The organism is Hymenobacter sp. R533113, from assembly GCF_056835965.1.
The window spans coordinates 1650121-1675544 of the sequence record NZ_JAKWBD010000013.1 but is presented as its reverse complement, the minus strand read 5'-3'; the positions used below and the strand labels follow the sequence as shown (position 1 = coordinate 1675544).

Here is a 25424-nt window from a genome sequence, read left to right as displayed (position 1 = left end):
CCATTAAATATTTTCCCTTGAAGATCATCAGCTATAACGTCAACGGCCTGCGCTCGGCTTTGAGCAAAGGCTTGCTTGACTGGGTGCGGGAGGCGGCGCCCGACGTACTTTGCCTCCAGGAAATAAAAGCCGGCCGCGAACCGCTCGACGTGTCGGGCTTCGAGGCGCTGGGCTACCACGCGTACTTGCATCCGGCGGCCAAACCTGGCTACAGTGGTGTGGCTACGTTTTCCAAGCACAAGCCTAATCATGTGGCCGTTGGCTCGGGCACGGCATGCTACGACTGTGAAGGGCGGGTTTTGCGGCTGGATTTCGACGATTTTTCGGTGCTGAACACCTACATGCCTTCGGGCACCAGCGGCCCTGAGCGGCAGGCGTTTAAGGTAGAATGGCTGCACTTTTTTCGCCAGTATGTGCGCGACTTGCGCCCCGCGCTGCCGCCCCTCATCATTGTCGGGGACTTCAACTGCTGCCAGCGCGAGATAGATCTTCACAACCCAAAGGCTAACCAAAACAGTACGGGTTTCACACCCGAGGAGCGGCGCTGGTTTGCCGATTTCCTGGCCGATGGCTTCACCGATTCCTTTCGTCACCACCATGGCGACACTGGGGGGCATTATTCGTGGTGGACGTATCGGGCCGGGGCCCGCGCCCGCAATGTGGGCTGGCGCCTCGATCATCTGCTGGTAGATGACGCCCTGCAACCGCGCCTGGCTAGTGCTGGTCTTTTGCCTGACGTGGTGCACTCCGACCATTGCCCAGCCGTAGTCGAGCTGCAACAGTTGTAAGCTTCAGCTTGGTGCATCGTTATCTTGGAACAATTGCCCCCCAGCGGTTGTCGTTCCGAAATAGCCCAGTGGAGCGGGTCATGCGCGGCTTTAACGCGTACCTTTCCTCAGCCTGGAAAGGCGTTTTTACACTTTGTGAAGAAAGAATCCGTGTCAGAAATCAACGCAACTACCACTACTCGCTTGCCGGCCCTGCAACAGGTGCTCGGACAGCTGGATGCGTTTAAGCGTAAATTCTACCTCAACCTGCTCGTGCGCGGCGCGCTGGTGGCTGGGGGCTTTTGCTGACGTTATTTTTGGTCCTGAGCCTGCTGGAGTATTTCCTGTACTTGCCTACCTGGGTGCGGGGCGGCTTGCTGTTCGGCTTTTTGGGCTTGGTGGTGTACACCTTCATGCATTGGATTTGGGAGCCCCTGGCGGCCCTCGCCAATCTGCGACGTCTACTTTCCGACGAACAGGCTGCGCAGCGCGTGGGTGAGCTATTCCCACAGGTGCAGGATAAGCTACTGAATGCGCTACAATTGCAGGGACAGGCCCGCGAGAATGCGCTGATTGCGGCTAGCTTGGAGCAGCGGGCGGCTCAGTTTACCGGCCTTGAGTTCAGCGAAGGCATTAAGATAACCGAGCAAAGCCGGCCGCTTTGGAAGTATGTAGCGGTGCCGGCAGCAATCGTATTGGGGGTGCTGCTCGTGTATCCGAGCCTGTTTGTGCAGGGTACGGGCCGCATTCTGAACTACCGCCGGGCATATTCGCCACCCGCTCCGTTTGCGTTTGTTGTTGAAAACAAGAACCTGCAAGCCTTTCGCAACGAAGACTTTAAGCTGCAGGTAAGAATAGAGGGCAAGGCCTTGCCCAACGAAATTACCATCCGCTACAACGGCCGCGAGCGTCGCCTGACCAAGGAGCCCGGCAGCGGCAACCGCTACAGCTATGAGTTCCGGCAGCTTCAAAGCAGCACCGAGTTTCAGCTGGCCGGCGCGGGCTTTATCTCCGCCGACTACGACCTGACCGTACGCGCCCGCCCCGATCTGCGCGATTTCGCGGTGCACGTTTCTTATCCTACTTATCTCGGCAAGCCCGCCGAAACCATCCGCAACAGCGGCAACCTGACGGTGCCGGAAGGTAGTACCGTGCGTTGGGAATTCGCCACCACGGCCACCGATGAGCTGCAATTGCTATTTAAAAACCCCGATGAAACGGTAACAGCTACCGTTGCCAACGACCAGTTTCAGGCCACGCGGCGGGTGATGCGCAGCCAGGAATATGCGGTGCGCCTGCGCAATGCAGCCAGCCTTAACCGCGACCCCATTCAGTACCAAATCACAGCCATTCCTGATCAGGTGCCAGAGATAACTCTGGAAGCATTTTCTGATACAACATCCTTACGTTATCTGGCGCTGGGGGGCAATTTGCGCGATGACTATGGGTTTACGCGCTTGCAGCTAAACTATCGGGTCACGTCGGGCCCTAAGTCCAACACGGGCTATAAGACGCGGGCGCTGCCCTTGCAAGGTGGTCCGGCGCAAGCCTACGCTTACCAGTGGGATTTGGCTGGCCTTGACATGAAGCCCGGCGACCGGCTCGAATACTTTGTGCAGGTGTGGGATAATGACGGCGTGAACGGGCCTAAAAGTGCCCGCACGCGCAGCTCAGAGTTCCGGCTGCCGGCCCGCAAGGAGTTGCGTGAGCAGCTAAATGCCCAGTCGCAGTCGGTGCAGAACCAGATGAGCAAGTCGGCCGAGCAGTCGAAGAAGCTGGAGCGGGAGCTGGCCAAAACTGAGGACAAGCTTAAAACCAAGCGCGAGCTGAACTTCCAGGACCGCAAGCAGCTCCAGGATATGTTGGAGCAAAAGCAGCAGATGGATCAGCAGCTGGCCGAGATGAAGAAGCTGTTTGAGCAGATGAACCAGCGCGAGGAACAGCTTGATCCTAAAAGCCAGGAAATGGCGGAAAAGGCCAAAGAGTTGGAAAAGCTGATGGAAACTCTGCTCGACCCCGAAACCAAGAAGCTATACGAGGAGCTGCAAAAGCTGCTGGAGCAGCAACAAGACCAAACCCAGCCCGAAATGCAGAAATTGCTGCAACAGCTCGAAAACAAGGAAAATACCCTGCAAAAAGAGCTGGAACGGGCCCTGGAGATGTTCAAGCAACTCCAGTTTGAGCAAAAGCAGGAAAACGCCATCAATAAGCTGGAAGAGTTGGCTAAAGAGCAGCAGCAGCTAGCTGAGCAAACCCAGCAGAACGATAAGTCGCAGCAAAAAGGCCCCCAGCAGCAGCAAAAGCAGCAGGAGTTACAAAAGCAGCAGGCCGAAAAGCAGCAGGAGTTTAACGACGTTAAAAAAGACCTCCAGGACCTAAAAAAGCTCGACGACCAACTCGACGGTGAGAATGGCGCCGATGAGATGAAAGATCAGCAGCAGCAGGTGGACGAGGAAATGCAGGACAGCCAGGAGCAGCTCAGCAAAAACCAGAACCAGAAGGCCAGCCAGAGCCAACAGGATGCCGGGCAAAAAATGCAGAAAATGGCCCAGCAGATGCGTGAGCAGCAGGAAGAAGAGGAAGGGGATAAGCAGCAGGAAAACATTGACAGCTTGCGCGACATCCTTGAAAACCTTCTCAAGATCAGCTTCGACCAGGAAGGCTTGATGAAAGACTTCCGCCAGGTGGACCAGACGGACCCGCGCTTCGTGCAGCTTGGCCAGACTCAGCGCAAGCTCAAGGACGACGCGGCCATTGTGCAGGATTCGCTGTACGCGCTGGCTAAAAAGGTATTTCAGATCCAGAGCTTCGTGACCCGTGAAGTAGGGGAAATGAACAACCAAATGGATGAGTCGTTGAACCAGATTCGGCAGCGCAACGTGCCCCGTGCCACGAATAGCCAGCAGCTGGCCATGACGAGCATGAACAACCTTGCTCTGATGCTTAACGACGCCCTGCAGCAAATGCAGGAGCAGCAGCGCCAGAGTCAGCAAAGCCAGCAGGGCGATGGCAAGCCGGGCAAGAAGAAAAAGAAAGGCCAGGCGGCCGGCGAAGGTCAGATGGGCCGTATGCAGCAACAGCTCAATCAGCAGATTCAGCAGTTGCAGCAGAGCGGTAAGCAGGGGCGCGAATTATCAGAGGAACTGGCGAAGCTGGCGGGCCAGCAGCAAATGCTCCGCGAGGCCCTCAAAGAGCTGGACAAAATGCAGCAGCAATCTGGGGGGCAAAAAGGCAAAGGCCAGGAAGGCCAGGGCGGCACCGGCGACCTAAAAAAATTAATGGAACAAACCGAAACCGACCTCGTAAACAAGCGGCTGACGGAGGAGACTGTTATGCGCCAGCGCCAGATCCTGACTCGCTTGCTGGAGGCCGAGAAATCGGCTCGGGAGCGGGACCTTGATGACAAGCGTGAAGCGCAAACAGCCCAAGCGAAGTCACCCGTTTTTCCACCCGCTTTTGATCAATATAAGCGGCAAAAAGAGCGGCAAACCGAGCTACTCCGCACGGTACCACCTGCCCTTACGCCGTACTATCAACGTGAGGTAAGTGAATATTTTCAGAAAATGAAGTAGCTCCTCGCTACTTTTACTGCTGCTGCCCTCCCTCTTACTTTTACTATGAAGCAGGTTAAAATACAGATTCCTTCGCTTGTTGAGAATATTCGCGTGGTAGAAAGCTTCATCGACAATTCGAAGGAAACCTTTGAAATCGAGGACGATATCTATGGCAACATCATGGTGGCCGTTACGGAAGCCGTCAATAATGCCATTCGCCACGGCAATAAATTCGATAAGGATAAAAACGTTTATCTGTCGCTCCAAATAGCCCCCGACCGCATCAAATTTGAGGTTGAGGATCAGGGCGACGGCTTTGACTATACCAACCTGATTGATCCTACTGCTCCTGAAAACCTGGAAAACCCAGGGGGCCGTGGTATCTTCCTGATTCGCCACCTCGCCGATGAAGTGGAATTTCAGAAAGAAGGCCGCAATGTGCAGCTTACGTTCCTGTTAGCTCCCACTTCCGATCTGGAAGCCTCGGGCTCCGATACGCTATCTTCCGATCATAACGCGGCATGAACCAACACCCGCCCGGTACTGAGGACGAAATGAACAACGGCCTGCCCGAGCAGTCGCACGAGGTACACGGCATTGAGTTTATTGTAGAAGACGTAGAGTTCGAGCTGGCCGAGGCCGAGGCGCTGACGAGCTGGATTGAGCGCATAGCTGAGGTACACGAGCACGAAATCGTGCAGCTCACGTACATTTTCTGCTCCGATGAGTATCTGCACCGCGTCAACGTAGAGTACCTCGACCATGACACCTACACCGACGTTATCACCTTCGACAACGCGGATATCTCAGACATCATCGAAGGCGATATTTTTATCAGTGTGGATAGAGTGCGCGAAAACGCCGGGCAGCTGGGCGTACCCTTCTGCGACGAGCTGCACCGCGTCATGATTCATGGCATGCTGCACTTGCTGGGCTATCAGGACAAAGACCTGCTGAGCCAGACGGCCATGCGCGTAAAAGAGGATTACTGCCTATCTTTGCGCACGTTCTGAACGGGTTAGACCACATTTTCATTTGAAATATAAACCGTTTCCGCTAGCGTGGAAGCGGTTTTTAGTTTAGTAAAATGAAAAAGCAAGTCGGCACATTTGCAGTACAGGAAGCTTTCCATGTTACTGGTCGTGGATGGTTTTTATCTGGCGATATCAATGGCGAAGTATCTACCGGCAATCAGTTGTTTTTCGAAAGCGGAGCCATACTGGTAGTCAGCAGGATTGAAATGGTCCAGAGTCACACTTTTTCAGGAAAATTCGCTTTGCTTGTTGCACCTCAGTTTGAGTCTCGGCAGGAATTAATTAATCAGCAGATTATCGGCGTTGAGGCGCAGATTCTTGAATAATTACTCGTCGGGCACAATTCACTAGCGTTATCTGTTGCTCGTCTTTGAACAACTCCCCAGCCATGTTTCAGCAAGAAGAATATGATGTCATTGTAGTAGGAGCCGGCCACGCGGGTTGCGAAGCGGCCGCCGCGGCTGCCAATCTGGGTTCCAAGGTGCTGCTCGTGACGATGAACATGAACACCATCGCCCAGATGTCGTGCAATCCGGCAATGGGTGGGGTGGCCAAGGGGCAGATTTTGCGGGAGGTAGACGCGCTTGGGGGGCAAAGTGGCATCGTGACCGACAAGACCATGATTCAGTTCCGAATGCTGAACCGGTCAAAAGGGCCGGCCATGTGGAGCCCGCGCGCCCAGAGCGACCGGATGCGCTTCGCCGAGGAGTGGCGCCTGACTCTGGAGCAAACACTAAACGTGGACTTTTGGCAGGAAGCCGTAACTGGCTTGGTGGTTGAGAATGAGACGGTAATTGGCGTGCGCACGGCGTTGGGCGTGGAGTTTCGCGGCAAAGCTGTTGTATTGACTAACGGCACTTTCCTCAATGGCCTGATTCATATTGGGGAGAAGCAGTTTGGCGGTGGCCGCGCCGCCGAAAAAGCTAGCTCCGGCATCACCGAGCAACTTATTGAATTAGGGTTTGAGGCCGGCCGCATGAAAACCGGTACGCCGCCCCGCGTGGATGGTCGCTCCCTGGACTTTTCCAAAATGGAGGAGCAGCCCGGCGACGAGATACCCGGCCGCTTCTCTTACCTCGACACGCCTACGCTGGTCAAGCAGCGGCCGTGCTACATCACCTATACCAACCCAGAAGTTCACGAAATTCTGCGCACGGGTTTCGAGAAGTCGCCGATGTTCCAAGGCCGTATCAAGGGTCTGGGGCCGCGCTATTGCCCGTCGGTAGAGGACAAAATCAACCGCTTTGCCGACAAGGACCGTCACCAGATTTTTGTGGAGCCCGAGGGCAGCAGCACCGTGGAAATGTACATCAACGGCTTCAGCAGCTCGTTGCCGGAAGACGTGCAGTACCGGGCGTTGCGCAAGATTGCGGGCTTCGAGAATGCCAAGATGTTCCGGCCCGGCTACGCCATTGAGTACGACTTTTTCCCACCAACTCAGCTCAACCTGACGATGGAAACCAAGCGCGTGCGCAACCTCTATTTCGCGGGCCAGATCAACGGCACCACGGGCTATGAGGAGGCAGCCTGCCAGGGCCTGATGGCTGGTATCAACGCCCACAATCGGGTACACGGCAAGCAGCCTTTCGTTCTGAAAAGGAGTGAGGCCTACATCGGGGTGCTCATCGACGACCTCGTAAACAAAGGCACCGACGAGCCTTACCGCATGTTCACGTCCCGCGCCGAGCACCGCATCGTGCTGCGCCAAGACAACGCCGACCTGCGCCTCACGCCCATGGGCTACGAACTTGGTCTGGCCTCGAAGGAGCGTATGCAGCGCGTAGAGCAAAAGCAGCGTGAAACGGCGGCGGTAATTGAGTATTTGCAGAAGAAATCCATTGAGCCGACGGAGATAAACGGGCTGCTCACGGAGCTAGGTTCGGCTACTATCAGCGAGAAAACGCGGGCGGTAAACCTGCTGCGCCGGCCCAACGTGGAGCTAGAGCATCTCACGCGCCACCTGCCCACGCTGGCGTTGGAGCTGGGCCAGTATCAGCCCGATAGTTTGGAGCAGGCCATTATTACCATCAAGTACGAATCATATATTCAGAAGGAGCACTTGCAGGCCGCCCGCGTGGGCGAGTTGGAGAACTTCGTGATTCAGGGCCGCCTGGATTACAAGCAGATGCCGGCTTTGTCGCACGAGGCCCGTGAGAAGCTACTGCGCGTGCAGCCCGAAACTATTGGTCAAGCCGCCCGCATTAGCGGTGTGTCGCCGGCCGATATTTCGGTGTTGATGGTCTATCTTGGCAAATAATTTCTTAGAAGTGAGAAATGAGAAGTGAGAAATGAGACTCATACTACTGCTTAGTCAGGGGGATTGGTTAACAAAACAAGCGGGTTAGCGTTGGGAATCTATGGCCCGTCCAATCACTCCCTTTCCCCTGCCGGCTGCTGACCAAGCCGCCCTCGAAAATTTTACGCGCACTGGTCGCCGGTCGGTACGGGCGGTGCGTCGCGCCCAGGCCCTGCTGGCGCTGGCCACCGGTATCGGCCAGCAGGCCGCCGGCCAAGCCGTGGGCTTAAGCCGACAGGCGGTGAGTCAGCTCCGCCGCCGCTACGAAGAAGGCGGCTGGCAAGCCGCCCTCAGTGAAGCGCCACGGAGCGGCGGCCCGCGGCGTTTCGACGGGGCAGACCGGGCCGCTATCACGGCCCTGGCCTGCACCCAGGCCCCGGTGGGGCACAGCCGCTGGACCCTGCGTTTGCTGGCCGACAAAGCCGTGGAACTGGCCCTGGTGGAAACCATTTCCCACGAAACAGTGGCGCAGGTGCTCAAAAACGAATTGCAGCCTCACCGCCAGCAGCACTGGTGCCTGGGGGCGGTGAATGCGGCCTTTGTGGCGCGGATGGAAGACGTGCTGGCCGTCTACGAGCGGGCCCACGATCCACGCTTTCCCGTTGTCTGCTTCGATGAGCGGCCCTGCGTGTTGCACGGCCAGCCCGTCGAGCCGCTGCCGCCTGTGCCGGCCCAACCCGCCCACGACGGCCAGCGCGCCAAAGCCGGCCGGCCCCGGCGCGAAAGCAGCACCTATGTACGCCAGGGCACGGCCTGTTTGCTGGCCGCTTTTGAACCAGCAACCGGCCAGCGCCTGGTCGAGGTTTCCGCCCGCCGGACCGGGGCGGACTACTGCCGTTTTATGCAGCGCCTGGCGGCGGCCTACCCGCAGGCGGAGAAAATCGTGTTAGTGCAGGATAATCTCAACACCCACACCGATGCCGTCTTTTACCAGCACCTGCCCGCCGCGCAGGCCCGCGCCCTGGCCGCGCGCTTCGAGCTCCATTACACGCCCAAAAATGCCTCCTGGCTCAACATGGTCGAACTTGAACTCTCGGCCATTGCCCGCCAGTGTCTCCACCAGCGCATCCCCACCCAGGACGAGCTCACCGCCCACGTGGCCGCTTGTGTAGCCGAGCGAAATGAGCGCCGGGCCACGGTCAACTGGCAGTTTTCCCTCGAAAAAGCCCGCACCAAACTCGGCCGACATTACCAGAAAATTAGGGTGCCTAATTCCCCTGACTAAGCACTACTATGGGTTTTGCTTCTCACTTCTCATTTCTCATTTCTCACTTCTAATATCTGCATTCAGTGTCCTACGAACGTCTGTTAGCCTGCCCGGTGTGCGGCAAAAGCGAGTTTCGCAACAAGCTGGTAGTAGAAGATAAGTCGGTCAGCAAGGAGAGTTTTGCCATTGTGCAGTGCGAGAGCTGTGGCTTTCAGTTCACGAACCCGCGGCCCGGCCCGGCCGATATTGGGCGCTACTACGAGTCGGACGAGTACGTGTCGCACAACAGCGGAGCCCAGGGCGTCATCAACCAGGCCTACAAAGTCGCGCGATTTTTTACCATGCGGCGCAAGGTGGCCTTGCTGAATAAAAAAGCCCCCCGCAAAGGAATAATCTTGGATTACGGCTGCGGAACCGGTCATTTTCTGGCGGCCTGCAAGTCAAATGGCTGGCAGGTAGCAGGCCTAGAGCCAAATGCCCGCGCCCGGGAAGAGGCCACGCGCCGCGTAGGCCAGCCCATTGGCGCGGACGATCTGGGGGGCTTTTCTGCTGAGTCGTTTGATGCTATTACGCTCTGGCACGTACTCGAACACGTACACGAGCTGACCGGTACGCTCAAGCAGCTTATCAGCTTGCTCAAGCCCGATGGTGTGCTGATGATTGCCGTGCCCAACGTGGAAAGCTTCGACGCCCAGCACTACCGCCAGGATTGGGCTGCCTACGACGTGCCCCGCCACTTGTACCATTTCAGTCCCAAAACCATGACCCAGCTGCTCAAAAAGCATAAGCTGGTGGTGCGGGAAACGCTGCCGCTGCCCCTGGATGCTTACTACGTGAGCATGCTGAGTGAAAAGCACCGCGCCGAGCGAAATGGTGGACTACTAAGCGTACTCAAAGCCGGCTATAAATCCAATCAATACGCTTCCGAGCACGAGGGGCAATATTCCAGCTTAATTTACGTAGCTGCTAAAAGGTGAGATGGTGAGTGGTGAAATGGTGAGTTTGAGGTTCTGGTTGTCGCCCTAGTGTGGTCGGCGGTGCGAGAACATCAAACTCACCATCTCACCACTTCACCATCTCACCACTTCACCATCTCACCACTTCACCATCTCACCACTTCACCATTGATGTCTATACGTGCTGGTCTGCTGTTTTTACTGGGAATTGGAGGTGGACTAAGTGGGTGCGCGTCAGTTGGCTCACCCCAAGGCGGACCCAAAGATCTGGAGGCGCCCAAGCTGGTGCGTACTTCGCCGGAGCAGGGCGCCCGCAACGTGTCGCAGCGCAGTATTCGGCTGGAGTTTTCGGAGACGGTGCAGCTGAAGGACTTGCAGAAGAACCTCATTATTGCGCCCGTTATTCCGGATGAGAATAAATATCAAGTGCGGGAAGACAAGGGTGGCATTACGCTCACCTTCGAACAGCCCCTCGATAAAAACACGACCTACTCGTTCAACTTCGGCCCAGCCATTACGGATATTACGGAGAGCAATGTAGCTCCCAACGTGATGCTGAGCTTCAGCACGGGTGCTACTCTTGATTCGGGCCGGGTATTCGGGCGCGTCACGGACCTGCTTACCAAGCGGACGGCCGAGGATATTTCGGTTATTCTTTACCCCGAAGCGGATACCGCCAACATTCGTCGGGGCAAGCCCTACTATCTGGCGCGCACCACCAAAAATGGGCAGTACGCTTTCCAAAACCTGCGGGAGGGCCGCTACCGTTTGTTTGCTTTACAAGACAAAAACAACACCCGACGCTACGAGGAAGGGGAGAAGATAGCCTACCTATCCGATTTGGTTACCGTGGCCCCCGGCCTTGACTCCATAGCGCTAGTGCTGGTGCGGCCCGATGCCCGCCGCCCCTTGGCCACCGGCCGGCAGGGCGCGCCTACGCAGTTTAAGGTGAGCTACAACGAGGGTGTCCGCCAAGCCGTGCTGGCCCCGCTGCCTGAAGGCGGCGCAACCGCTTCTCCCGAGGTGGTGAATCAGCTAAACAATGCCTTGCAGGTGACTGACCAGGGCAAGTCGGTGGTGCTTTACAAAACGAAAGCCGTTACAGAAGGACGCTATGTACTAACTGCTACCGACAGCGTGGGCAACATTGGCCGCGATACCATCAACGTCCGTTTTCAGGGCAACGCGCCGGCGCGGCGCGGGCCAGCCTATACGGTCGAAGGCAATCCGCAGGAAGTGTATCAGCAGGGCCAGGTCCGGTTTCTGTTCAATGAGCCGGTTATTTTGCCCCCCAACCAGCCTTTTGGCACGCTGGTAGAAGACTCGACGGCCCGCCGCGCGTTACGCCTGCCCCAGGATGGTACGCTGAGCCCTGACCGCGCACGCCTGACGCTTAAACTGAATTTGAAGTCCCGGAAAACGGCTACCATCATCCTCGATAGCACCGCCATTACCAGCGTCACGGGTCAGTCGTTGGGATTGCGGCCGTTGCGGCTGCGCATCTCTGAGCAGTCGCCGACGGGTACGCTTTCCGGCGCTATTCAAACCAAGTTCACGCGCTACCAAATTCAGCTGATAAACGACAGTTTTCAGCCCGTAGCTGTGCTGGACAATCCGAAAAACCGCTACGTATTCAGCAATATTGCCCCCGGCTCTTACCAGATTCGCGTTCTGATTGATGCCGATGCCAACGGTACCTGGCGGGGCGGCGACCCACAGTTTCGGGTGCCCGCCGAGCCGGTGTACCTGTTTCCGAAGAAGCTCGAAGTACGCGCAAACTGGGAGCAGGAAGAAAACCTTTCTTTTTGAAAGAAGCGCCTTCTCGGACCAAGCATCCTTAGTATGGTGGCCATCTGCCCAGCTGTATCAGGCACAGCGGTGTGTAGGCTCCCCTCAGAGCTTAGCGCAATTGCTGGCTATCGGAAAGCTGCTGAATCAAATGCAGTACAGCCTTCCTTAGCGCAGCCTTCGATTCTGATTTGCCTTTTCTGCCGCTTCCTGAGTTGCCGCGTTATAGCTGCTTGCTACCAGGCTTCGAAATACGGGCGCTAACTCCATCACAACCTATCCACACTGTATGAATTACCTTCCAGATGCACTGGGGGGCTTTTTTATGGTTTTCCACAAGCTATACACCAGGTTATCCACGGGGTTATCCATACGTCGGTAATCTGTGGATAATACAGGCGTAACGTGGGGATAACTCGTGGAGAAATTGAGGACAAGTTTTTTTGCACGCCTGGCAGCCAACACAGCACCGTTTGACTGTGGATAAGGGTGGACAACTTCGCCCCGAAAAAGACCTAATCCACACTGCCTGGCTCGTGTGAATTGTGGATTCGTGGATAACGTCGTGGATTGTGAATAAAGTCAATAAGCTGTTTTCAGTCAGTCACTTATAATCCACACACCCTGTTGATAGCTGGTGCATAAGCCCAAGCTTGTGCACAAGTTTTCAGCACTGTTTATAACTCTCAAATCTTATCAACTTATGCACAGCCCTAATGGTAGGGGATTAAAAAAAATTTCTTAAAATCTCTTTTAAAAAGTTATTAACCCTGTGGATAAATCGGCCGGTGCTCAAAAAAAGCCCCCAACATAATCCACCGGTTCTCGCGTATACAGCAGTTCAGCTTCCGTGCGTCTAATATGCCGTTCGATTACTCGCTCGATTTCAAAAAGGTCAATTTTCGGCAGCAGCCCGAGCTGTACCGCGTGGGTAAAGGCGAGCAGGGCGTACTTTTAGTTGAGCCATATAAATCGGAAATACTGCCGCATTGGCGCTTTCGGACGCCCGAAATAGCCCAGGAATCCTCGGAGCGTATCTACGAGTTGTTTCTGGCTTACCTGAAAGACGAGGACTTTGTAGGTGCTGATATGGCGCGCAAGTTTCTACAAATGGGCTTCACAAGGGCCCGGCGCTACGCCAATCATAAGGGTGGCAAAAAGTACGATGGGCCAGTGCCCGACGATAAAAAAGGCCAGAGTGGCGCCCACGGCCGCGCCGAGCTACCCCGCGCCCCCGAAGACCCCGAAAAGGCGGCGGCGGCGGCCATATTCAAACAGAAATGGGACCAGGCCCAGCACCACCCCGAGTACGAGCGGCAGCGCGCCGAATTTCAGGCGCGCTACGGCAAGTGAGCCGCAGATTCCTACCTTTAGCTAAACTTAGACCTCACCCTACGGCTATGACTAAGCCTGACCAACCAACCAGCATGGAAGAAAACGAAATCACCCTGGGCACCGGCATGGGTCCTCTGAAATTTGGAGCCTCCATGGACGAGGTGCGCGCCCTGATGGGCGAGCCCGAAGAAATTGAAGAGTCGGAGGATGACGACGAGTTCGAGCATCAGGCCTGGAACTACCTGGAGGAAGGCTACTCCCTTTATTTCGACCGTGAAGACGACTACCGCCTCAGCTGCATCGAAACCGATCATCCGGGCTTGCGCTTGTTTGGCGAGCCAATTCAGGGCAAAAGCCAGGCTGCCATTGAGGAGCTAATGAGTCGGCATGGGTATAGCAATCCCGAAATGGAGCGTATGGAAACCGGCGAAGTGCGCCTCTCTTACGAGAAGGAGATGATTGACTTATACTTCGATGAAGACGAACTGCAGTTCGTCAACTTCGGGGTGTTTATATCCGACGATCTGGAAGTACAGTGGCCAAGCTAGTCAGGTAGTTATCCACAAAATACCCATCTACCCCTGTGGAAAAGTGGATAACTCACTGCTGTCTCGATATTTAACACAAAATGATCATTGAAAAATGCCACTAGTAGCTTTTTCACATTTATTCCCATAAGAGACGAATCAAAAAAAGCCACCCTCCTGGAGGGTGGCTTTTTTTGGCTCTATTCAAGATAATCAGACCTTTATAGGATAGCTCGGAAGAACAAAAACAGGGCTCCCGACAGCACCATCGTGACAGGTAGCGTGAGCACCCAGGCTAGGGCAATGTTGCGCACCATCTGGGGGTTAAGGTTCTTCACGCCACGGTTGGCCACCATGGAACCCGCAATAGCCGACGACAGCACGTGAGTAGTAGAGCTGGCTAGTCCCAAGCCGGTGGAGGCCCCGATCATCGTGGCCGCGACCAGCTCGGACGAAGCCCCTTGCGCGTAAGTCAGGTGTTCCTTGCCGATTCGTTCGCCAATGGTTTTGACGATGCGCTCCCAGCCCACCATTGTGCCGATGCCCAGGGAAGTAGACACCATCAGCAGCACCCACCAAGGGGCATAATCCGTGTAGGAGCGCAGGTCGGTGACGCCAGTGCGGTAAATTTCCTGGTCGGTGGAGCTGAGGCTGAGCCGCTCGCTGCCCAGCAGCTTCTTGGTGCGATTGTCGAGCAACAGAATGGCCTTGCGAATCTCGAAGCGAGCATTCTGGGGCAAATCCCGCACGCTGGTCTTACCCGCGAAAACCTGATCCAGAGAAGCGGTCTGGGTTTGAATATCGGTGAGGGTTTTGCGGTCGTCAGCGCTTAGCTCTGCCGGATTTACCTTGGCTACCACCTGCTCGATGCGGGCCAGGGAGCTGCGCATATCCAGGGGGTTCAGATCATCATTGAGGGCGAAAAAAGAGGGTACGATACCGATGAGAATCAGCATGATCAGACCCACGCCCTTCTGCCCGTCGTTTGAGCCGTGAAAAAAGCTCACCAGCGTACAGGTCGCAATCAGAATCAGGCGAATCCAGAGGGGCGGGGGCTTGCGCTTGTGGGGCTCGCGGAAGATGGCTTTGTTGCGCACGAAGCGGCGCAGCAAAAACATGAGCAGAATAGTAAGCGTGAAGCCAAACAGTGGCCCTACGAGCAAAGCCACGCCCGTTTCGATGGCCTTGCTCCAGTTTACAGCCGCCCCGCCCGAGTCGGGCAGGAGCGAAAAGGCGATGCCCACGCCCAGAATAGAACCGATTAGGGCGTGGGAGCTAGAGGCCGGAATGCCGTAGTACCAGGTGCCCACGTTCCAGATAATAGCCGCCAGAATAAGTGCCCCCACCATAGCAATCCCGTGATACACATTTTGGTCGACAAGACTCTCGACGGGTAGCAGGTACACGATGCCCATGGCCACGGCAATGCCACCAGAAAATACACCAATGAAATTCCAGAAAGCCGACCAGATAACGGCTACCCACGGGCGCAGTGTGTTAGTATAAATGACCGTCGCGACGGCATTGGCCGTGTCGTGGAAGCCATTGACAAACTCAAAGGCGCAGGCTGCTACTAAGCATAGCATCAGCAGCAGTAACACTTGAGGCTCTAAGCCAAACATAGGAGGGGAAATAGGTACAAAAAAATGGGCGCCCAAAGGTAATGCCACCAAAAACGGGGCAAGATTATCAAATTGTTACCGGAGGTTGTTAGCCGGCAGTAATAAGCAAGCCGAAGAAAGCGAATTTGTGGGCGACATCAGCATGCGTAAAGGCCCCGATACGCAAGGGGCCGGGTGGGCGGCTAACTCAGCCTTGGAAAAGATTACGCCGGCGGCTGGGGGGCAAATTTGCCCCCCAGCCGCCGATGATGGCGGGCGGCCCGGCCCGAATCTGCATTTTCCGCCTACGCAGTTAACTCAACGAACTATCTTTGCCCGCATGAGCAACCCGACGCAGAAACCCTCTCTCGAAAATACCCAGCTAAAGGACATTGTGGCCCACGCCAAGGAATACGGCTTCGTGTTTCCTTCGTCCGAAATCTACGATGGCCTGCAGGCTGTGTATGACTACGGCCCCAACGGTGTGGAGCTGAAAAACAACCTCAAGCAGCTCTGGTGGCGGGCCATGACCCAGCTTAACCAAAACGTGGTGGGCATCGACGCGGCTATTTTTATGCACCCGCTCACCTGGAAAGCCAGCGGCCACATCGACGGCTTCTCCGACCCCATGATTGATAATCTGGACTCGAAGAAGCGCTACCGGGCCGACGTTTTATTAGAAGAAAAAGCTGCCCAATACGAAAACGCCGGCGACAAAGTGCGCGCCGATATGTTGCTTGCTGACATGGGCCGCCTGCTCACGGCCGAAGATCTGACCGGCGTACGGCAGCTCATCATTGATGAGAAGATAACTTGCCCAGTTTCGGGCACTGCCAACTGGACCGAAGTGCGTCAGTTCAACTTGATGTTCTCCACGCAGGTAGGCTCGGTGGAAGGCGACTCAACCTTGATTTATCTGCGGCCCGAAACGGCTCAGGGCATTTTCGTGAACTTCCTGAACGTGCAGAAGTCGGCGCGAATGAAGATTCCGTTCGGTATTGCCCAGATTGGTAAGGCCTTCCGCAATGAGATTGTAGCCCGGCAGTTCATCTTCCGCATGCGGGAGTTTGAGCAAATGGAAATGCAATTCTTCGTGCGCCCTGGCACTGAGATGGAATGGTACCAGCAGTGGAAAGAAACGCGCAAACGCTGGCACGAAGCTCTGGGTTTGCCCGCCGCGAAGCTGCGCTTTCATGACCACGAGAAGCTGGCGCACTACGCCAACGCGGCCGTGGATATCGAGTTTGAGTTCCCTTTCGGCTTCAAGGAAATAGAAGGCATTCACTCCCGCACCGACTTCGACCTGACCCAGCACCAGGCCCTGAGCCGCAAAAAGCAGCAGTTCTTCGACAACGACCTCGACGAGAACGGCAAGGCGTACGGCAACTATGTGCCTTTCGTAGTGGAAACCTCCGTGGGTGCCGACCGCCTGTTCCTGGCCACGTTGTGCCAGGCGTATACTGAGGAAACCATCACGGAAGGGGAGGGCGAGCAGCAGCAAACCAAAACCCGCACCGTGCTGCGCCTGCACCCAGCCCTGGCTCCGGTGAAAGCCGCTATTTTTCCGCTGGTACGCAAGGATGGCTTGCCCGAAAAAGCCACCGAAATCTTCGATGAGCTGCGCCACGATTTCCGCCTCGTGTACGAGGAGCGCGACGCCATCGGGAAGCGCTATACCCGCCAGGACCTCATCGGTACACCGTTCTGCATTGCCGTCGACCACCAGACCTTGGAGGATAACACTGTAACTGTGCGTGACCGCGACTCGCGCGAGCAAACCCGCATGCCGATCAGCGAGCTGCGCAATTACATTGGCGAGGCCGTCAGCTTCAAGCGAATCTTTGAGAAGCTGTAAGTTGATTTTGCTTACCTGAGTCTGCCTCGCGCCGTATTTCTGATAAAGAAGTACGGCGCGAGTTTTATTATCTTGCTAGTAAATAATTACCCCGTCATGCAATACATCCACGACCGAATTACGATTGACCCGAACTTATGCAATGGACGGCCAACCATTCGTGGAATGCGCATTACCGTAGCCACGATTCTGGATTTTTTGGCCGCTGGCGACACCGTGGAAGACATGCTGGACGAATATCCACTCCTTGACCGGGAGGATATTCTGGCTTGTATTCACTTTGCCGCAGAGAATCTGGCCCGGCAAAACTTTGTGAGCTACGCAGCCTGATAAAAGAATTGGGGGGCATTTTTAGAAATTAAAAAGCCGTTCTACGGTGAGCTACACTAGTAACTATTAATGTATTTTCCAGCGCTGAAACAGCCTTATATGTTTGCGTCACTCGCTCTCGGTGAGCCAGCACTTCAGCTACTGTGATGCCCAAATTTCTGATTGACGCCAACCTGTCTTCTCGTTCCATACTCTGGCAATCAGCTGATTATGAACCTGTGCCGGACCCAACATGGCGCGATACCCAAGTTTGGCAATATGCGTTGGAGAGGAGCCTGACTATTATTGAAGCTGTTTAGGAAGTCCTCCAAAGTAAGCTGGGACGTCATGCTGAGCTTGTCGAAGCATCTCTACCGCTTCGTTGAACTACTCTAGCGAAGCGGTAGAGATGCTTCGACAAGCTCAGCATGACGTTCTCTCGACTTCCTAAACAGCTTCATTACTAAGGATGTTGACTTTGACCACCGGGCGTTAACGGATACGGCGGCGCGGGTAGTTCGCATTTGTGTAGGCAACATGCGGCGGCGAGAGTTTCGCACGTTTCTGGGCGAGATTTGGCCACAAGTATTGGCGGCATTAGACCAGCCCAACGTCCGACTTGTGCGCGTGTATAGCACTCACCTCGAAACGGTCTAATTATCACCCAGCCAATCGGTGGCTTCGCGGCGGGAGGTGAAGTAATTGAACTCCACTTGCGGGGGGGCAAATGTGCGGTCGAAGGAAGGGGAGTAGCAGCTCAGCTGGTGTTGGTACTGGCCCTCCGAAAGCAAAGCCGCTATGAAGATCGGGCGGGCCGAATGAGCCGGTAAGTGGCGCATGATGGGCGCCAGCAGATACTCTTCGTCCTCATCAGTCGGTGGGGCGTTGCGCTTCAGGTCCAGCAGCAACTTATCCACCCCCAGATTGTGCATAGCTTCGAGGGCCAGCTGATATACTTTATCAAACGTTTCCGCCAATGAGGCCGCCGCATACTGCAGCTGCATGGTAGCAGTAGCAGCATGGTAAGCAAGCGAAACAGTAGGAGTTTGGTACAAAATCATGGAAGCGGGAAGCTGGCGAACCAGACTTCAAAACGGCATTGGGGGGCAAAAATTGCTTTAGTCGGACTAATACGGCATTCGAGCTGTCTGTGTTTACAAATTGTTAAGTTGAAAGATTCAAATGCGTGCTATTCAGTTGCCTGGGGCAGCTGCAGTTTGAGTGGCTATAGGCTTACTACCTACTCGGCTTTCCGTACCTTTGCTGCATTTTAACGGCCTATGTGGAGCTCTCTTGCGCTTTTCGTCATCAAGCAGCGGCGGATTCTTATCCTGCTCATAGCCGTGATGACCGTATTTATGGTCTGGAAAGCCAAAGACGTGGAAATGACCTACGACTTTGCCCAGGTCGTGAGTCCGAATGACCCGGATGTGGTCTACTTCCAGCAGTTCAAGCAAACCTTCGGCGAAGACGGCAACGTGCTCGTGCTAGGCTTACAGGACAGCAGCGTGTATAAGCTGGGCAACTTCACTGAGCTACGCAACCTCACCGACACGCTGTCCGCAGTAGAAGGCGTGAATGGCGTGCTGTCGGTATCGAAGGTGCTGGCCCTACGCAAGGACACGGCTACGCAGCAGTTCAAGGCCATTCCCATTTTTCAAAAAGCCCCCGAAACCCAACGCGAGCTGGACAGCCTGATGCGGGAAGTGAATCGGGTGGAGTTCTATAAAGGCCAGCTCATCTCGCCCACCACGGGCGCCACACTGCTGGCTCTCACCATGGACCCCAAGTACCTGAATTCCTCGCGCCGTCAGGCCGTGATGAACGAGATTCTGGGCCACGCGGAGGCGTTTAGCAAGAAAACGGGCATCCGGCTGCACTACGCGGGTCTGCCCTACGTGCGCTCCACCATGACCACGAAAGTGGCGGCCGAAATGAAGTTTTTCGTGCTGCTCACGGTGCTCATGATGGCCGCTACCCTGTTCATGTTCTTCCGAACCTGGGCCGCCGTTATCTTCCCCATCTTGGTGGTGCTGGTGGTGGTGGTATGGTGCGTGGGCACCATGGTACTCTTTGGGTACAAAATCAACCTGCTGACCGGCCTGATTCCCAGCATCCTGATTGTTATCGGGATTCCCAACTGTACGTATCTGCTCTCGCGCTACCATTATGATTACCGCAAGTCGGGTAATCAGATCCTGGCCATGACGCGCGTGGTGCGCAAAATCGGGTTGGTGACCCTGATGAATAACACGACCACAGCCATCGGCTTTTTCGTGTTCTGCTTCACTGATATCGCCATCTTGTATCAGTTTGGGCTGATTGCCACGATCAATATTTTCGTGGCTTTTCTGGTTTCCTTTATCCTTATTCCGGCCGTATTTACCTACCTGCCGCCGCCTACGCCCAAGCAGTTGGAGCACCTGGATGCCAAGCCCCTGACCAAGCTGCTGGAGTTCTTCGAGCACCTGGTATTGGAGCGCCGCGGCACGGTGTACCTGATAGGAGCGGGCCTTGTGGCGTTGTCGTTGCTGGGCATCACAAAGATCAAATCCGTCTCTTATATGGTAGATGATTTGCCCAAGGAAAGCTCCGTCAATAGCGATTTGAAGTTCTTTGAGCAGCATTTCAACGGCATTATGCCCCTGGAAATCGTGATTGACACGGGCAAGAAGCAGGGAATTCTCAAGACTAAGAACCTGGAGAAGATTGACCGACTGGAGAAATTCCTGCGCACCCAGCCCGTGCTCTCGTCGCCGGTCAGCATCGTTACCTTCCTGAAAGCCTCGACCCAGGCTTTCTACAACGACAATCCCGAGTATTATCGCCTCCCCGATAACTCGGAGCGGAACTTCATCCTGCGGTATCTGGCCCAGTCCAGAGGACAAGGGTCGGCCAACGGCCCGATGAGCGATAAGCTGTTGCGCTCCTTCGCCGACTCCACGGGCCAGCGGGCCCGCATCTCCCTCAAGATTGCGGACATCGGCTCGCGCAACCTCGACACCCTGATCAACCGCCAGATTCAGCCCCAGATTCAGGAGATCTTCAACGGTTCGGGGATGACGGTGAAGCTGACGGGCACTACTATTCTCTTTACTAAAGGCAACGAATACCTGATTAACACGCTGAAAGAGAGTATTATAATCGCTTTCGTTCTGGTAGGGCTGGTTGTGCTGATTCTGTTCCGCTCGCTGCGGGCGGTGTTCTTCGCGTTACTGCCCAACCTGGTTACGCTCATTCTGACGGGGGGCCTGATGGGCTACTTTGGTATTCCACTCAAACCCAGCACCGCTCTTATTTTCAGCATTGCCCTGGGTATCGACGGCGACAATTCCATTCACTTACTGGCCAAATTCAGGCAGGAGTTAGCCGTGAACGGGCGAAAAGTGAGGGCTGCTATCAGTACTACCTTGCGGGAAGCGGGAACTAGTATGATTTATACCAGCATTACCCTGTTCCTGGGCTTTAGCGTGTTTGCTTTCAGCGAGTTTGGCGGCACCAAGGCCCTGGGTTTGCTGATGTCGGCGAGCCTGCTGATTACCAACTTTTCCAACCTCATTCTGTTGCCCTGCCTGCTCGTCACCTTTGAGCACGGCAAGGACGAAACCATCGACAAATCCTTACTTCAACACTACGACGACGATTATCACCAGGAAGACGATGACTCCGAACTCAACCTCAGCCGTATGACGGTGAAGCGGTTAGGTACGGAAGCGTAATAATCACCTCATCCCCAGCCCTTCTCCTCGGGGAGAAGGGGACTAATTTTAGCGTCTTTAATTCTAGTCTTCTATCATTTCAGAACTAGTCCCCTTCTCCCCGAGGAGAAGGGCTAGGGATGAGGTCCCCGCCAGAACGACAATACCATCACATGAAATACACCGAATACAAACAGCCGCTCAACTACGCCCAGGTCGGGACCGACATCCTCAAATGGTGGCAGGAAAACGGCATTTTCGAGAAGAGCGTGAGCACCCGCGAGGGCCAGCCCACGTTCGTGTTTTACGAAGGTCCGCCGTCGGCCAATGGGGCGCCCGGCATTCACCACGTAATGGCCCGGACGGTAAAGGATATATTCTGCCGCTACCAGACCTTGCTGGGCAAGCAAGTATCGCGCAAAGGTGGCTGGGATACCCACGGTCTGCCCATTGAGCTGCAAGTTGAAAAGGAGTTGGGCATTACGAAGGAGGACATCGGTAAGAAGATTTCCATTGCCGATTACAACCAGCGCTGCCGCGAAACCGTGATGCGCTTCAAGGCGCAGTGGGACGACCTGACTCAGAAAATGGGCTACTGGGTTGACCTCGACGACCCCTATATCACCTTCGAGCCGGAGTATATCGAAAGTTGCTGGGCGCTGCTCAAGAAGCTCTACGATAAGGGTTTGCTGTACAAAGGCTACACCATTCAGCCTTACTCACCGGCGGCTGGCACTGGCCTGTCCTCGCACGAGCTAAACCAGCCCGGCACTTACCGCGACGTGAAGGACACAACTATTGTCGCGCAGTTTAAAGTGATTCGCAACGAGGCTTCAGAGAAGCTGTTTGAAGCTGGAATGAAAGCTGTGAAAGGCGATGAATTGCCTTTGAATTACAAAATTTATCTAGACTACTTAGGTGGTGAAGCAGATGAGACGGAAATTTTCGTCTTAGCTTGGACAACTACTCCATGGACGCTGCCAGCCAATACCGCATTGGCTGTAGGGAAAAATATCCCTTATGTATTGGTACGTACATTCAATCCATATACTGGCGAACCTATTCGAGTTGTACTAGCAAAGGCTCTAGTCAACCGATACTTTACTGATAAAGGAGCAACGGCTCCTTGGGCAAGTTATCCTGATGGTTTGGGTCCCGGCAAAGCATTGCCTTGGCGAATTGAAGCTGAGTTCACGGGTACTGACCTCATTGACATCAAGTTCGAGCGCCTGTTTGATTTTACACCGTTTGAAGGCGAAGAAAGAGGCTTTCGTGTCGTTGCCGGCGACTTCGTTACGACCGAAGACGGCACCGGCATTGTTCACATTTCGCCCACGTTCGGCGCCGATGACTTTCGGGTAGCGCAGCTCAATGACATTCCGGCATTGCTGGTGACGGATGCGGAAGGCAAACTGACGCCCATCGTGGACCGCACGGGCCGCTACGTGCCGCAGATGGGTGAGTTTGGCGGCCGTTTGGTGAAAAACTACGACGGCCACGACGAGACGGGCACCGACTACAAAACTCTCGATGAGAGCATCGCCATCAAGATGAAAGGGGATGGCACCGCCTTCAAAGTGGAGAAGTACGAGCACACCTATCCGCACTGCTGGCGCACCGATAAGCCCGTGCTGTACTACCCGCTCGACTCCTGGTTTATCAAGACGACGGCGGTGAAGGACCGCCTCATCGAGCTCAACAAAACCATCAACTGGAAACCCGAAAGCACGGGCTCCGGCCGCTTCGGCAACTGGCTCGAAAACCTGGTCGACTGGAACCTGAGCCGCTCGCGCTACTGGGGTACGCCGCTGCCCATCTGGCGCAGTCAGGATGGCTCGGAGGAGATTTGCATCGGCTCCATTGCCCAGCTAAGCGCCGAGATTGATAAGGCCGTGGCCGCCGAGATTATGACCCACAACCCGCTGACGGCTGGGGGGCAAATTGACCTGCACCGGCCCTACGTGGATGATATATTCCTGGTGTCGCCCACCGGCCAGGCCATGTACCGCGAAACTGACCTCATCGACGTGTGGTTCGACAGTGGCGCCATGCCCTATGCCCAGTGGCATTATCCGCTCGAAAACGAAGCGAAATTCAAGAAGAACTTTCCCGCCGATTTCATTGCCGAAGGCGTGGATCAAACCCGCGGCTGGTTCTTTACCCTGCACGCCCTGGGCGTGATGCTGGAAGACTCGGTAGCGTTTAAAAACGTGATTGCCAATGGGTTGGTGCTAGCCAAAGACGGACAGAAGATGAGCAAGCGCCTCGGCAACGCCGTCGATCCGTTTGCTACCATCCAGCAATTTGGCCCCGATGCTACGCGCTGGTACCTGATTGCCAACGCGCCACCGTGGGACAACCTCAAGTTCGACCCCGCCGGCGTAACGGAAGTGCAGCGCCGCTTCTTCGGCACGCTGTTCAACACGTATTCCTTCTTCGCGCTCTACGCCAACCTCGACGAGTTCCGCACCCGCGAGTTTGACCGTATTCCGCTCACCGATCTAAGTGAGCTGGACCGCTGGGTATTGTCGAAGCTGCAGTCCTTAATTCTGGAAGTCAGGGGGCATTATGACAACTACGACCCGACCAAAGCGGCCCGCGCCATCCAGGATTTCGTCACCGATCAGCTGTCTAATTGGTACGTGCGGCTCTCGCGCCGCCGTTTCTGGAAAGGCGAGCTGACCACGGATAAAAAGGCCGCTTTCGAGACCTTGCAGGAATGCTTAGTGGTCGTTTCGCAGCTGATGGCGCCCATCGCGCCCTTCTTCGGCGAGTGGCTCTACAAGAACATGACCGACGGTATGCGTCAGGAAGCCCTGGCCAATAACACGCCGCTGGCTCCTGAATCGGTGCACCTCACGCTGCTCGTGGAAGCTGATACTCGTCGCATCGATACGGCCCTGGAGGAGCGTATGGAACTGGCCCAGCGCATCAGCTCTTTGACCCATTCTTTGCGCAAAAAGTCGGTGCTGAAAGTGCGTCAGCCCTTGCAGCGCATTCTGGTGCCGGTGCTGAACGACACGACCCGCGACCAGGTAGGATTGGTTGAAGACCTGATTTGTGCCGAGGTAAACGTGAAGCACGTGGAGTTTCTGGACGATACGAGCGGTGTGTTGGTGAAGTCGGTGAAGCCCAATTTCAAGCGCTTGGGTCAGCAATATGGCCCGAAGCTCAAAGCCGTGGCGGCCCGCATCCAGCAGATGACGCCCGAGGAAATCAGCACGCTGGAAGCGACCGGCACGCTGGCCGTGGAAGTAGGAGGGGAGCAGTTGAATCTGGCCCCCGACGACGTAGAAATCCGCACCGACGACCTGCCCGGCTGGCTCGTCGCTACCGACGGTCCGCTCACCGTGGCCCTCGACGTGACCCTGACCGACGAGCTGCGCCGTGAAGGTGTGGCCCGCGAGTTGGTGAACCGTCTGCAAAACCTGCGCAAAGACAGTGGCCTGGAAGTGCAGGACAAAATCCGCATCACGCTAGGCGGCGAGCAGCCCGATCTGGCGGCTGCCGTGCAGTTCTTCGGCGACTATATCCGAACCGAAACCCAGGCGCTTTCGCTCACTTTCAATCCGGAGCTGACGGGCGGTGTGACGCTGGAGTTTGACGACTACAGCGTGCCGGCTCAGCTGGAGGTAGTAACTGCTTGATAGTGAATAGCCAACCGAGCCGCAAAAAGCTCGGTTGGTATAACCTCGCACAAAGCATCGCAGGGTGCGTTTAAAGTCGTTCAAAATCCCATTAAGCAAGCTCAAACCGGCACAAAATGCCCCCCGGAGCTTGTACTCAAGCGTTATTAGCACAAGAATGAAGTACTGGAAATATTACTTGCTGGCCTTGCTGGTTATTCTCATCGATCAGGTCTCGAAATGGGCGGTACACGCCTACATGGAGCCGGGAATGCCGGGTGAAATTCCGCTCATCGGTGATTGGTTTAAGCTCCATTACACCCTGAACCCGGGCATGGCTTTCGGGGTGGAGTTGCCGGCGCCCTACGGCAAGGTTATCCTGACCAGCTTCCGCCTGGTGGCCGTCACCTTTATTGCCTACCTCATTTACAAGCACAGTTTTCGGCTCACCCACCCCGGTTTGCTGGCCTGTGGGGGGCTTATTTTGGGCGGTGCCATCGGCAACCTGATCGACTCGATGTTCTATGGTGTGATTTATAATAACGCCCCTTTCGAAGCGCCCACACCGTGGCTGCACGGGCAGGTAATCGACATGATTTACCTTGACCTGTACGAAGGCTTTTTGCCCATGAGCTGGCCGCTAATAGGGGGTTCTCATCTCTCGCTGTGGCCCATTTTCAACATCGCCGACTCGGCTATTTTCATTGGTGTGGCCCTTATTCTGCTCAATCAAAGCAAGTTCTTTCAGCACGAAGATTCGCCCACGAAAACCGTCATGTCGCCCCGCGACACCGAGCCGACGTCTACGGAGCATGTGCAGTTGTAACGCGAAGCGATGCTTCGCTCATTGAACGATAACGGATGGGAGCTT

Annotated in this window: 19 protein-coding genes; 17 read left to right on the top strand and 2 right to left on the bottom strand. The window is 55.4% G+C overall.

From position 1 onward, the window contains the following. Positions 1-17 precede the first annotated feature (17 nt). The 12 genes from MKZ35_RS16695 (at position 18) to MKZ35_RS16640 (ending at position 13485) form a co-directional block, all read left to right on the top strand. The gene (locus MKZ35_RS16695) at positions 18-788 is read left to right on the top strand and encodes an exodeoxyribonuclease III (RefSeq protein ID WP_482514328.1); all 771 of its coding nucleotides are present in this window, start codon (positions 18-20) and stop codon (positions 786-788) included. 135 nt (positions 789-923) lie between these two features. Next, complete coding sequence (locus tag MKZ35_RS16690; protein ID WP_482514327.1) at positions 924-1076, top strand: hypothetical protein; 153 nt, start codon at positions 924-926, stop codon at positions 1074-1076. After that, complete coding sequence (locus MKZ35_RS16685) at positions 1070-4339, top strand: DUF4175 family protein (protein ID WP_482514326.1); 3270 nt, start codon at positions 1070-1072, stop codon at positions 4337-4339. The genes MKZ35_RS16690 and MKZ35_RS16685 overlap by 7 nt, the downstream gene beginning before the upstream one ends. A 45-nt stretch (positions 4340-4384) precedes the next feature. Then, positions 4385-4846, top strand: a complete 462-nt coding sequence (locus MKZ35_RS16680) for an ATP-binding protein (protein ID WP_482514325.1) — start codon at positions 4385-4387, stop codon at positions 4844-4846. After that, positions 4843-5334, top strand: coding sequence for an rRNA maturation RNase YbeY (gene ybeY / locus MKZ35_RS16675; protein ID WP_482514324.1), 492 nt, complete (start codon positions 4843-4845; stop codon positions 5332-5334). Before MKZ35_RS16680 ends, ybeY begins: the two co-directional genes overlap by 4 nt. A gap of 74 nt (positions 5335-5408) precedes the next feature. Then, entirely contained in the window at positions 5409-5681 is a 273-nt protein-coding gene (locus tag MKZ35_RS16670; RefSeq protein WP_482514323.1) for a hypothetical protein, read from the top strand. Positions 5682-5743: 62 nt separating this feature from the next. Continuing rightward, complete coding sequence (mnmG, locus tag MKZ35_RS16665; RefSeq protein WP_482514322.1) at positions 5744-7612, top strand: tRNA uridine-5-carboxymethylaminomethyl(34) synthesis enzyme MnmG; 1869 nt, start codon at positions 5744-5746, stop codon at positions 7610-7612. 100 nt (positions 7613-7712) lie between these two features. Beyond that, positions 7713-8876 (top strand): IS630 family transposase, encoded by a 1164-nt coding sequence (locus tag MKZ35_RS16660; RefSeq protein ID WP_482511613.1) that lies wholly within the window; start codon positions 7713-7715, stop codon positions 8874-8876. A gap of 65 nt (positions 8877-8941) precedes the next feature. Continuing rightward, the gene (locus MKZ35_RS16655) at positions 8942-9835 is read left to right on the top strand and encodes a class I SAM-dependent methyltransferase (RefSeq protein WP_482514321.1); all 894 of its coding nucleotides are present in this window, start codon (positions 8942-8944) and stop codon (positions 9833-9835) included. Between the two features lie 150 nt (positions 9836-9985). Further along, positions 9986-11623, top strand: a complete 1638-nt coding sequence (locus MKZ35_RS16650) for an Ig-like domain-containing domain (RefSeq protein WP_482514320.1) — start codon at positions 9986-9988, stop codon at positions 11621-11623. 840 nt (positions 11624-12463) lie between these two features. Beyond that, positions 12464-12955, top strand: coding sequence for a DUF4385 domain-containing protein (locus MKZ35_RS16645; RefSeq protein WP_482514319.1), 492 nt, complete (start codon positions 12464-12466; stop codon positions 12953-12955). 47 nt (positions 12956-13002) lie between these two features. Then, on the top strand, positions 13003-13485 hold the full coding sequence (locus tag MKZ35_RS16640; protein WP_482514318.1) for a hypothetical protein: 483 nt from the start codon (positions 13003-13005) through the stop codon (positions 13483-13485). Positions 13486-13685: 200 nt separating this feature from the next. Here MKZ35_RS16640 and MKZ35_RS16635 read toward each other — a convergent pair whose 3' ends face one another. Next, a complete protein-coding gene (locus tag MKZ35_RS16635) occupies positions 13686-15086 on the bottom strand; it encodes an inorganic phosphate transporter (RefSeq protein WP_482514317.1) in 1401 nt (466 codons plus the stop codon). Between the two features lie 319 nt (positions 15087-15405). Here MKZ35_RS16635 and MKZ35_RS16630 point away from each other — a divergent pair, with 319 nt between their 5' ends. Then, positions 15406-16920 (top strand): glycine--tRNA ligase, encoded by a 1515-nt coding sequence (locus tag MKZ35_RS16630; RefSeq protein WP_482514775.1) that lies wholly within the window; start codon positions 15406-15408, stop codon positions 16918-16920. 96 nt (positions 16921-17016) lie between these two features. After that, positions 17017-17250 carry a DUF433 domain-containing protein gene (locus MKZ35_RS16625; protein WP_482514316.1) on the top strand — a complete coding sequence of 78 codons (234 nt, stop codon included), beginning with the start codon at positions 17017-17019 and terminating at the stop codon, positions 17248-17250. A gap of 632 nt (positions 17251-17882) precedes the next feature. Here the strand turns inward: MKZ35_RS16625 and MKZ35_RS16620 are convergent. Continuing rightward, positions 17883-18290, bottom strand: coding sequence for a hypothetical protein (locus tag MKZ35_RS16620; protein WP_482514315.1), 408 nt, complete (start codon positions 18288-18290; stop codon positions 17883-17885). Between the two features lie 219 nt (positions 18291-18509). On the opposite strand from MKZ35_RS16620, the gene MKZ35_RS16615 reads away from it, so the two are divergent. From MKZ35_RS16615 to MKZ35_RS16605, 3 genes are all read left to right on the top strand, one after another. Further along, positions 18510-20948, top strand: coding sequence for an efflux RND transporter permease subunit (locus MKZ35_RS16615; RefSeq protein ID WP_482514314.1), 2439 nt, complete (start codon positions 18510-18512; stop codon positions 20946-20948). 152 nt (positions 20949-21100) lie between these two features. Further along, on the top strand, positions 21101-24574 hold the full coding sequence (gene ileS, locus MKZ35_RS16610; protein ID WP_482514313.1) for an isoleucine--tRNA ligase: 3474 nt from the start codon (positions 21101-21103) through the stop codon (positions 24572-24574). 157 nt (positions 24575-24731) lie between these two features. Then, entirely contained in the window at positions 24732-25379 is a 648-nt protein-coding gene (locus MKZ35_RS16605) for a lipoprotein signal peptidase (RefSeq protein WP_482514312.1), read from the top strand. Positions 25380-25424 lie beyond the last annotated feature (45 nt).

What these genes read in the sequence shown, in the direction of transcription:
- MKZ35_RS16615 (WP_482514314.1), top strand. Translation starts at nt 18,510, where the DNA reads ATGTGGAGCTCTCTTGCGCTTTTCGTCATCAAGCAGCGGCGGATTCTT.
- MKZ35_RS16640 (WP_482514318.1), top strand. Translation starts at nt 13,003, where the DNA reads ATGACTAAGCCTGACCAACCAACCAGCATGGAAGAAAACGAAATCACC.
- MKZ35_RS16645 (WP_482514319.1), top strand. Translation starts at nt 12,464, where the DNA reads ATGCCGTTCGATTACTCGCTCGATTTCAAAAAGGTCAATTTTCGGCAG.
- MKZ35_RS16635 (WP_482514317.1), bottom strand. Translation starts at nt 15,086, where the DNA reads ATGTTTGGCTTAGAGCCTCAAGTGTTACTGCTGCTGATGCTATGCTTA.
- mnmG (WP_482514322.1), top strand. Translation starts at nt 5,744, where the DNA reads ATGTTTCAGCAAGAAGAATATGATGTCATTGTAGTAGGAGCCGGCCAC.
- MKZ35_RS16670 (WP_482514323.1), top strand. Translation starts at nt 5,409, where the DNA reads ATGAAAAAGCAAGTCGGCACATTTGCAGTACAGGAAGCTTTCCATGTT.
- MKZ35_RS16660 (WP_482511613.1), top strand. Translation starts at nt 7,713, where the DNA reads ATGGCCCGTCCAATCACTCCCTTTCCCCTGCCGGCTGCTGACCAAGCC.
- MKZ35_RS16605 (WP_482514312.1), top strand. Translation starts at nt 24,732, where the DNA reads ATGAAGTACTGGAAATATTACTTGCTGGCCTTGCTGGTTATTCTCATC.
- MKZ35_RS16680 (WP_482514325.1), top strand. Translation starts at nt 4,385, where the DNA reads ATGAAGCAGGTTAAAATACAGATTCCTTCGCTTGTTGAGAATATTCGC.
- ybeY (WP_482514324.1), top strand. Translation starts at nt 4,843, where the DNA reads ATGAACCAACACCCGCCCGGTACTGAGGACGAAATGAACAACGGCCTG.
- MKZ35_RS16650 (WP_482514320.1), top strand. Translation starts at nt 9,986, where the DNA reads ATGTCTATACGTGCTGGTCTGCTGTTTTTACTGGGAATTGGAGGTGGA.
- MKZ35_RS16630 (WP_482514775.1), top strand. Translation starts at nt 15,406, where the DNA reads ATGAGCAACCCGACGCAGAAACCCTCTCTCGAAAATACCCAGCTAAAG.
- MKZ35_RS16620 (WP_482514315.1), bottom strand. Translation starts at nt 18,290, where the DNA reads ATGATTTTGTACCAAACTCCTACTGTTTCGCTTGCTTACCATGCTGCT.
- MKZ35_RS16625 (WP_482514316.1), top strand. Translation starts at nt 17,017, where the DNA reads ATGCAATACATCCACGACCGAATTACGATTGACCCGAACTTATGCAAT.
- ileS (WP_482514313.1), top strand. Translation starts at nt 21,101, where the DNA reads ATGAAATACACCGAATACAAACAGCCGCTCAACTACGCCCAGGTCGGG.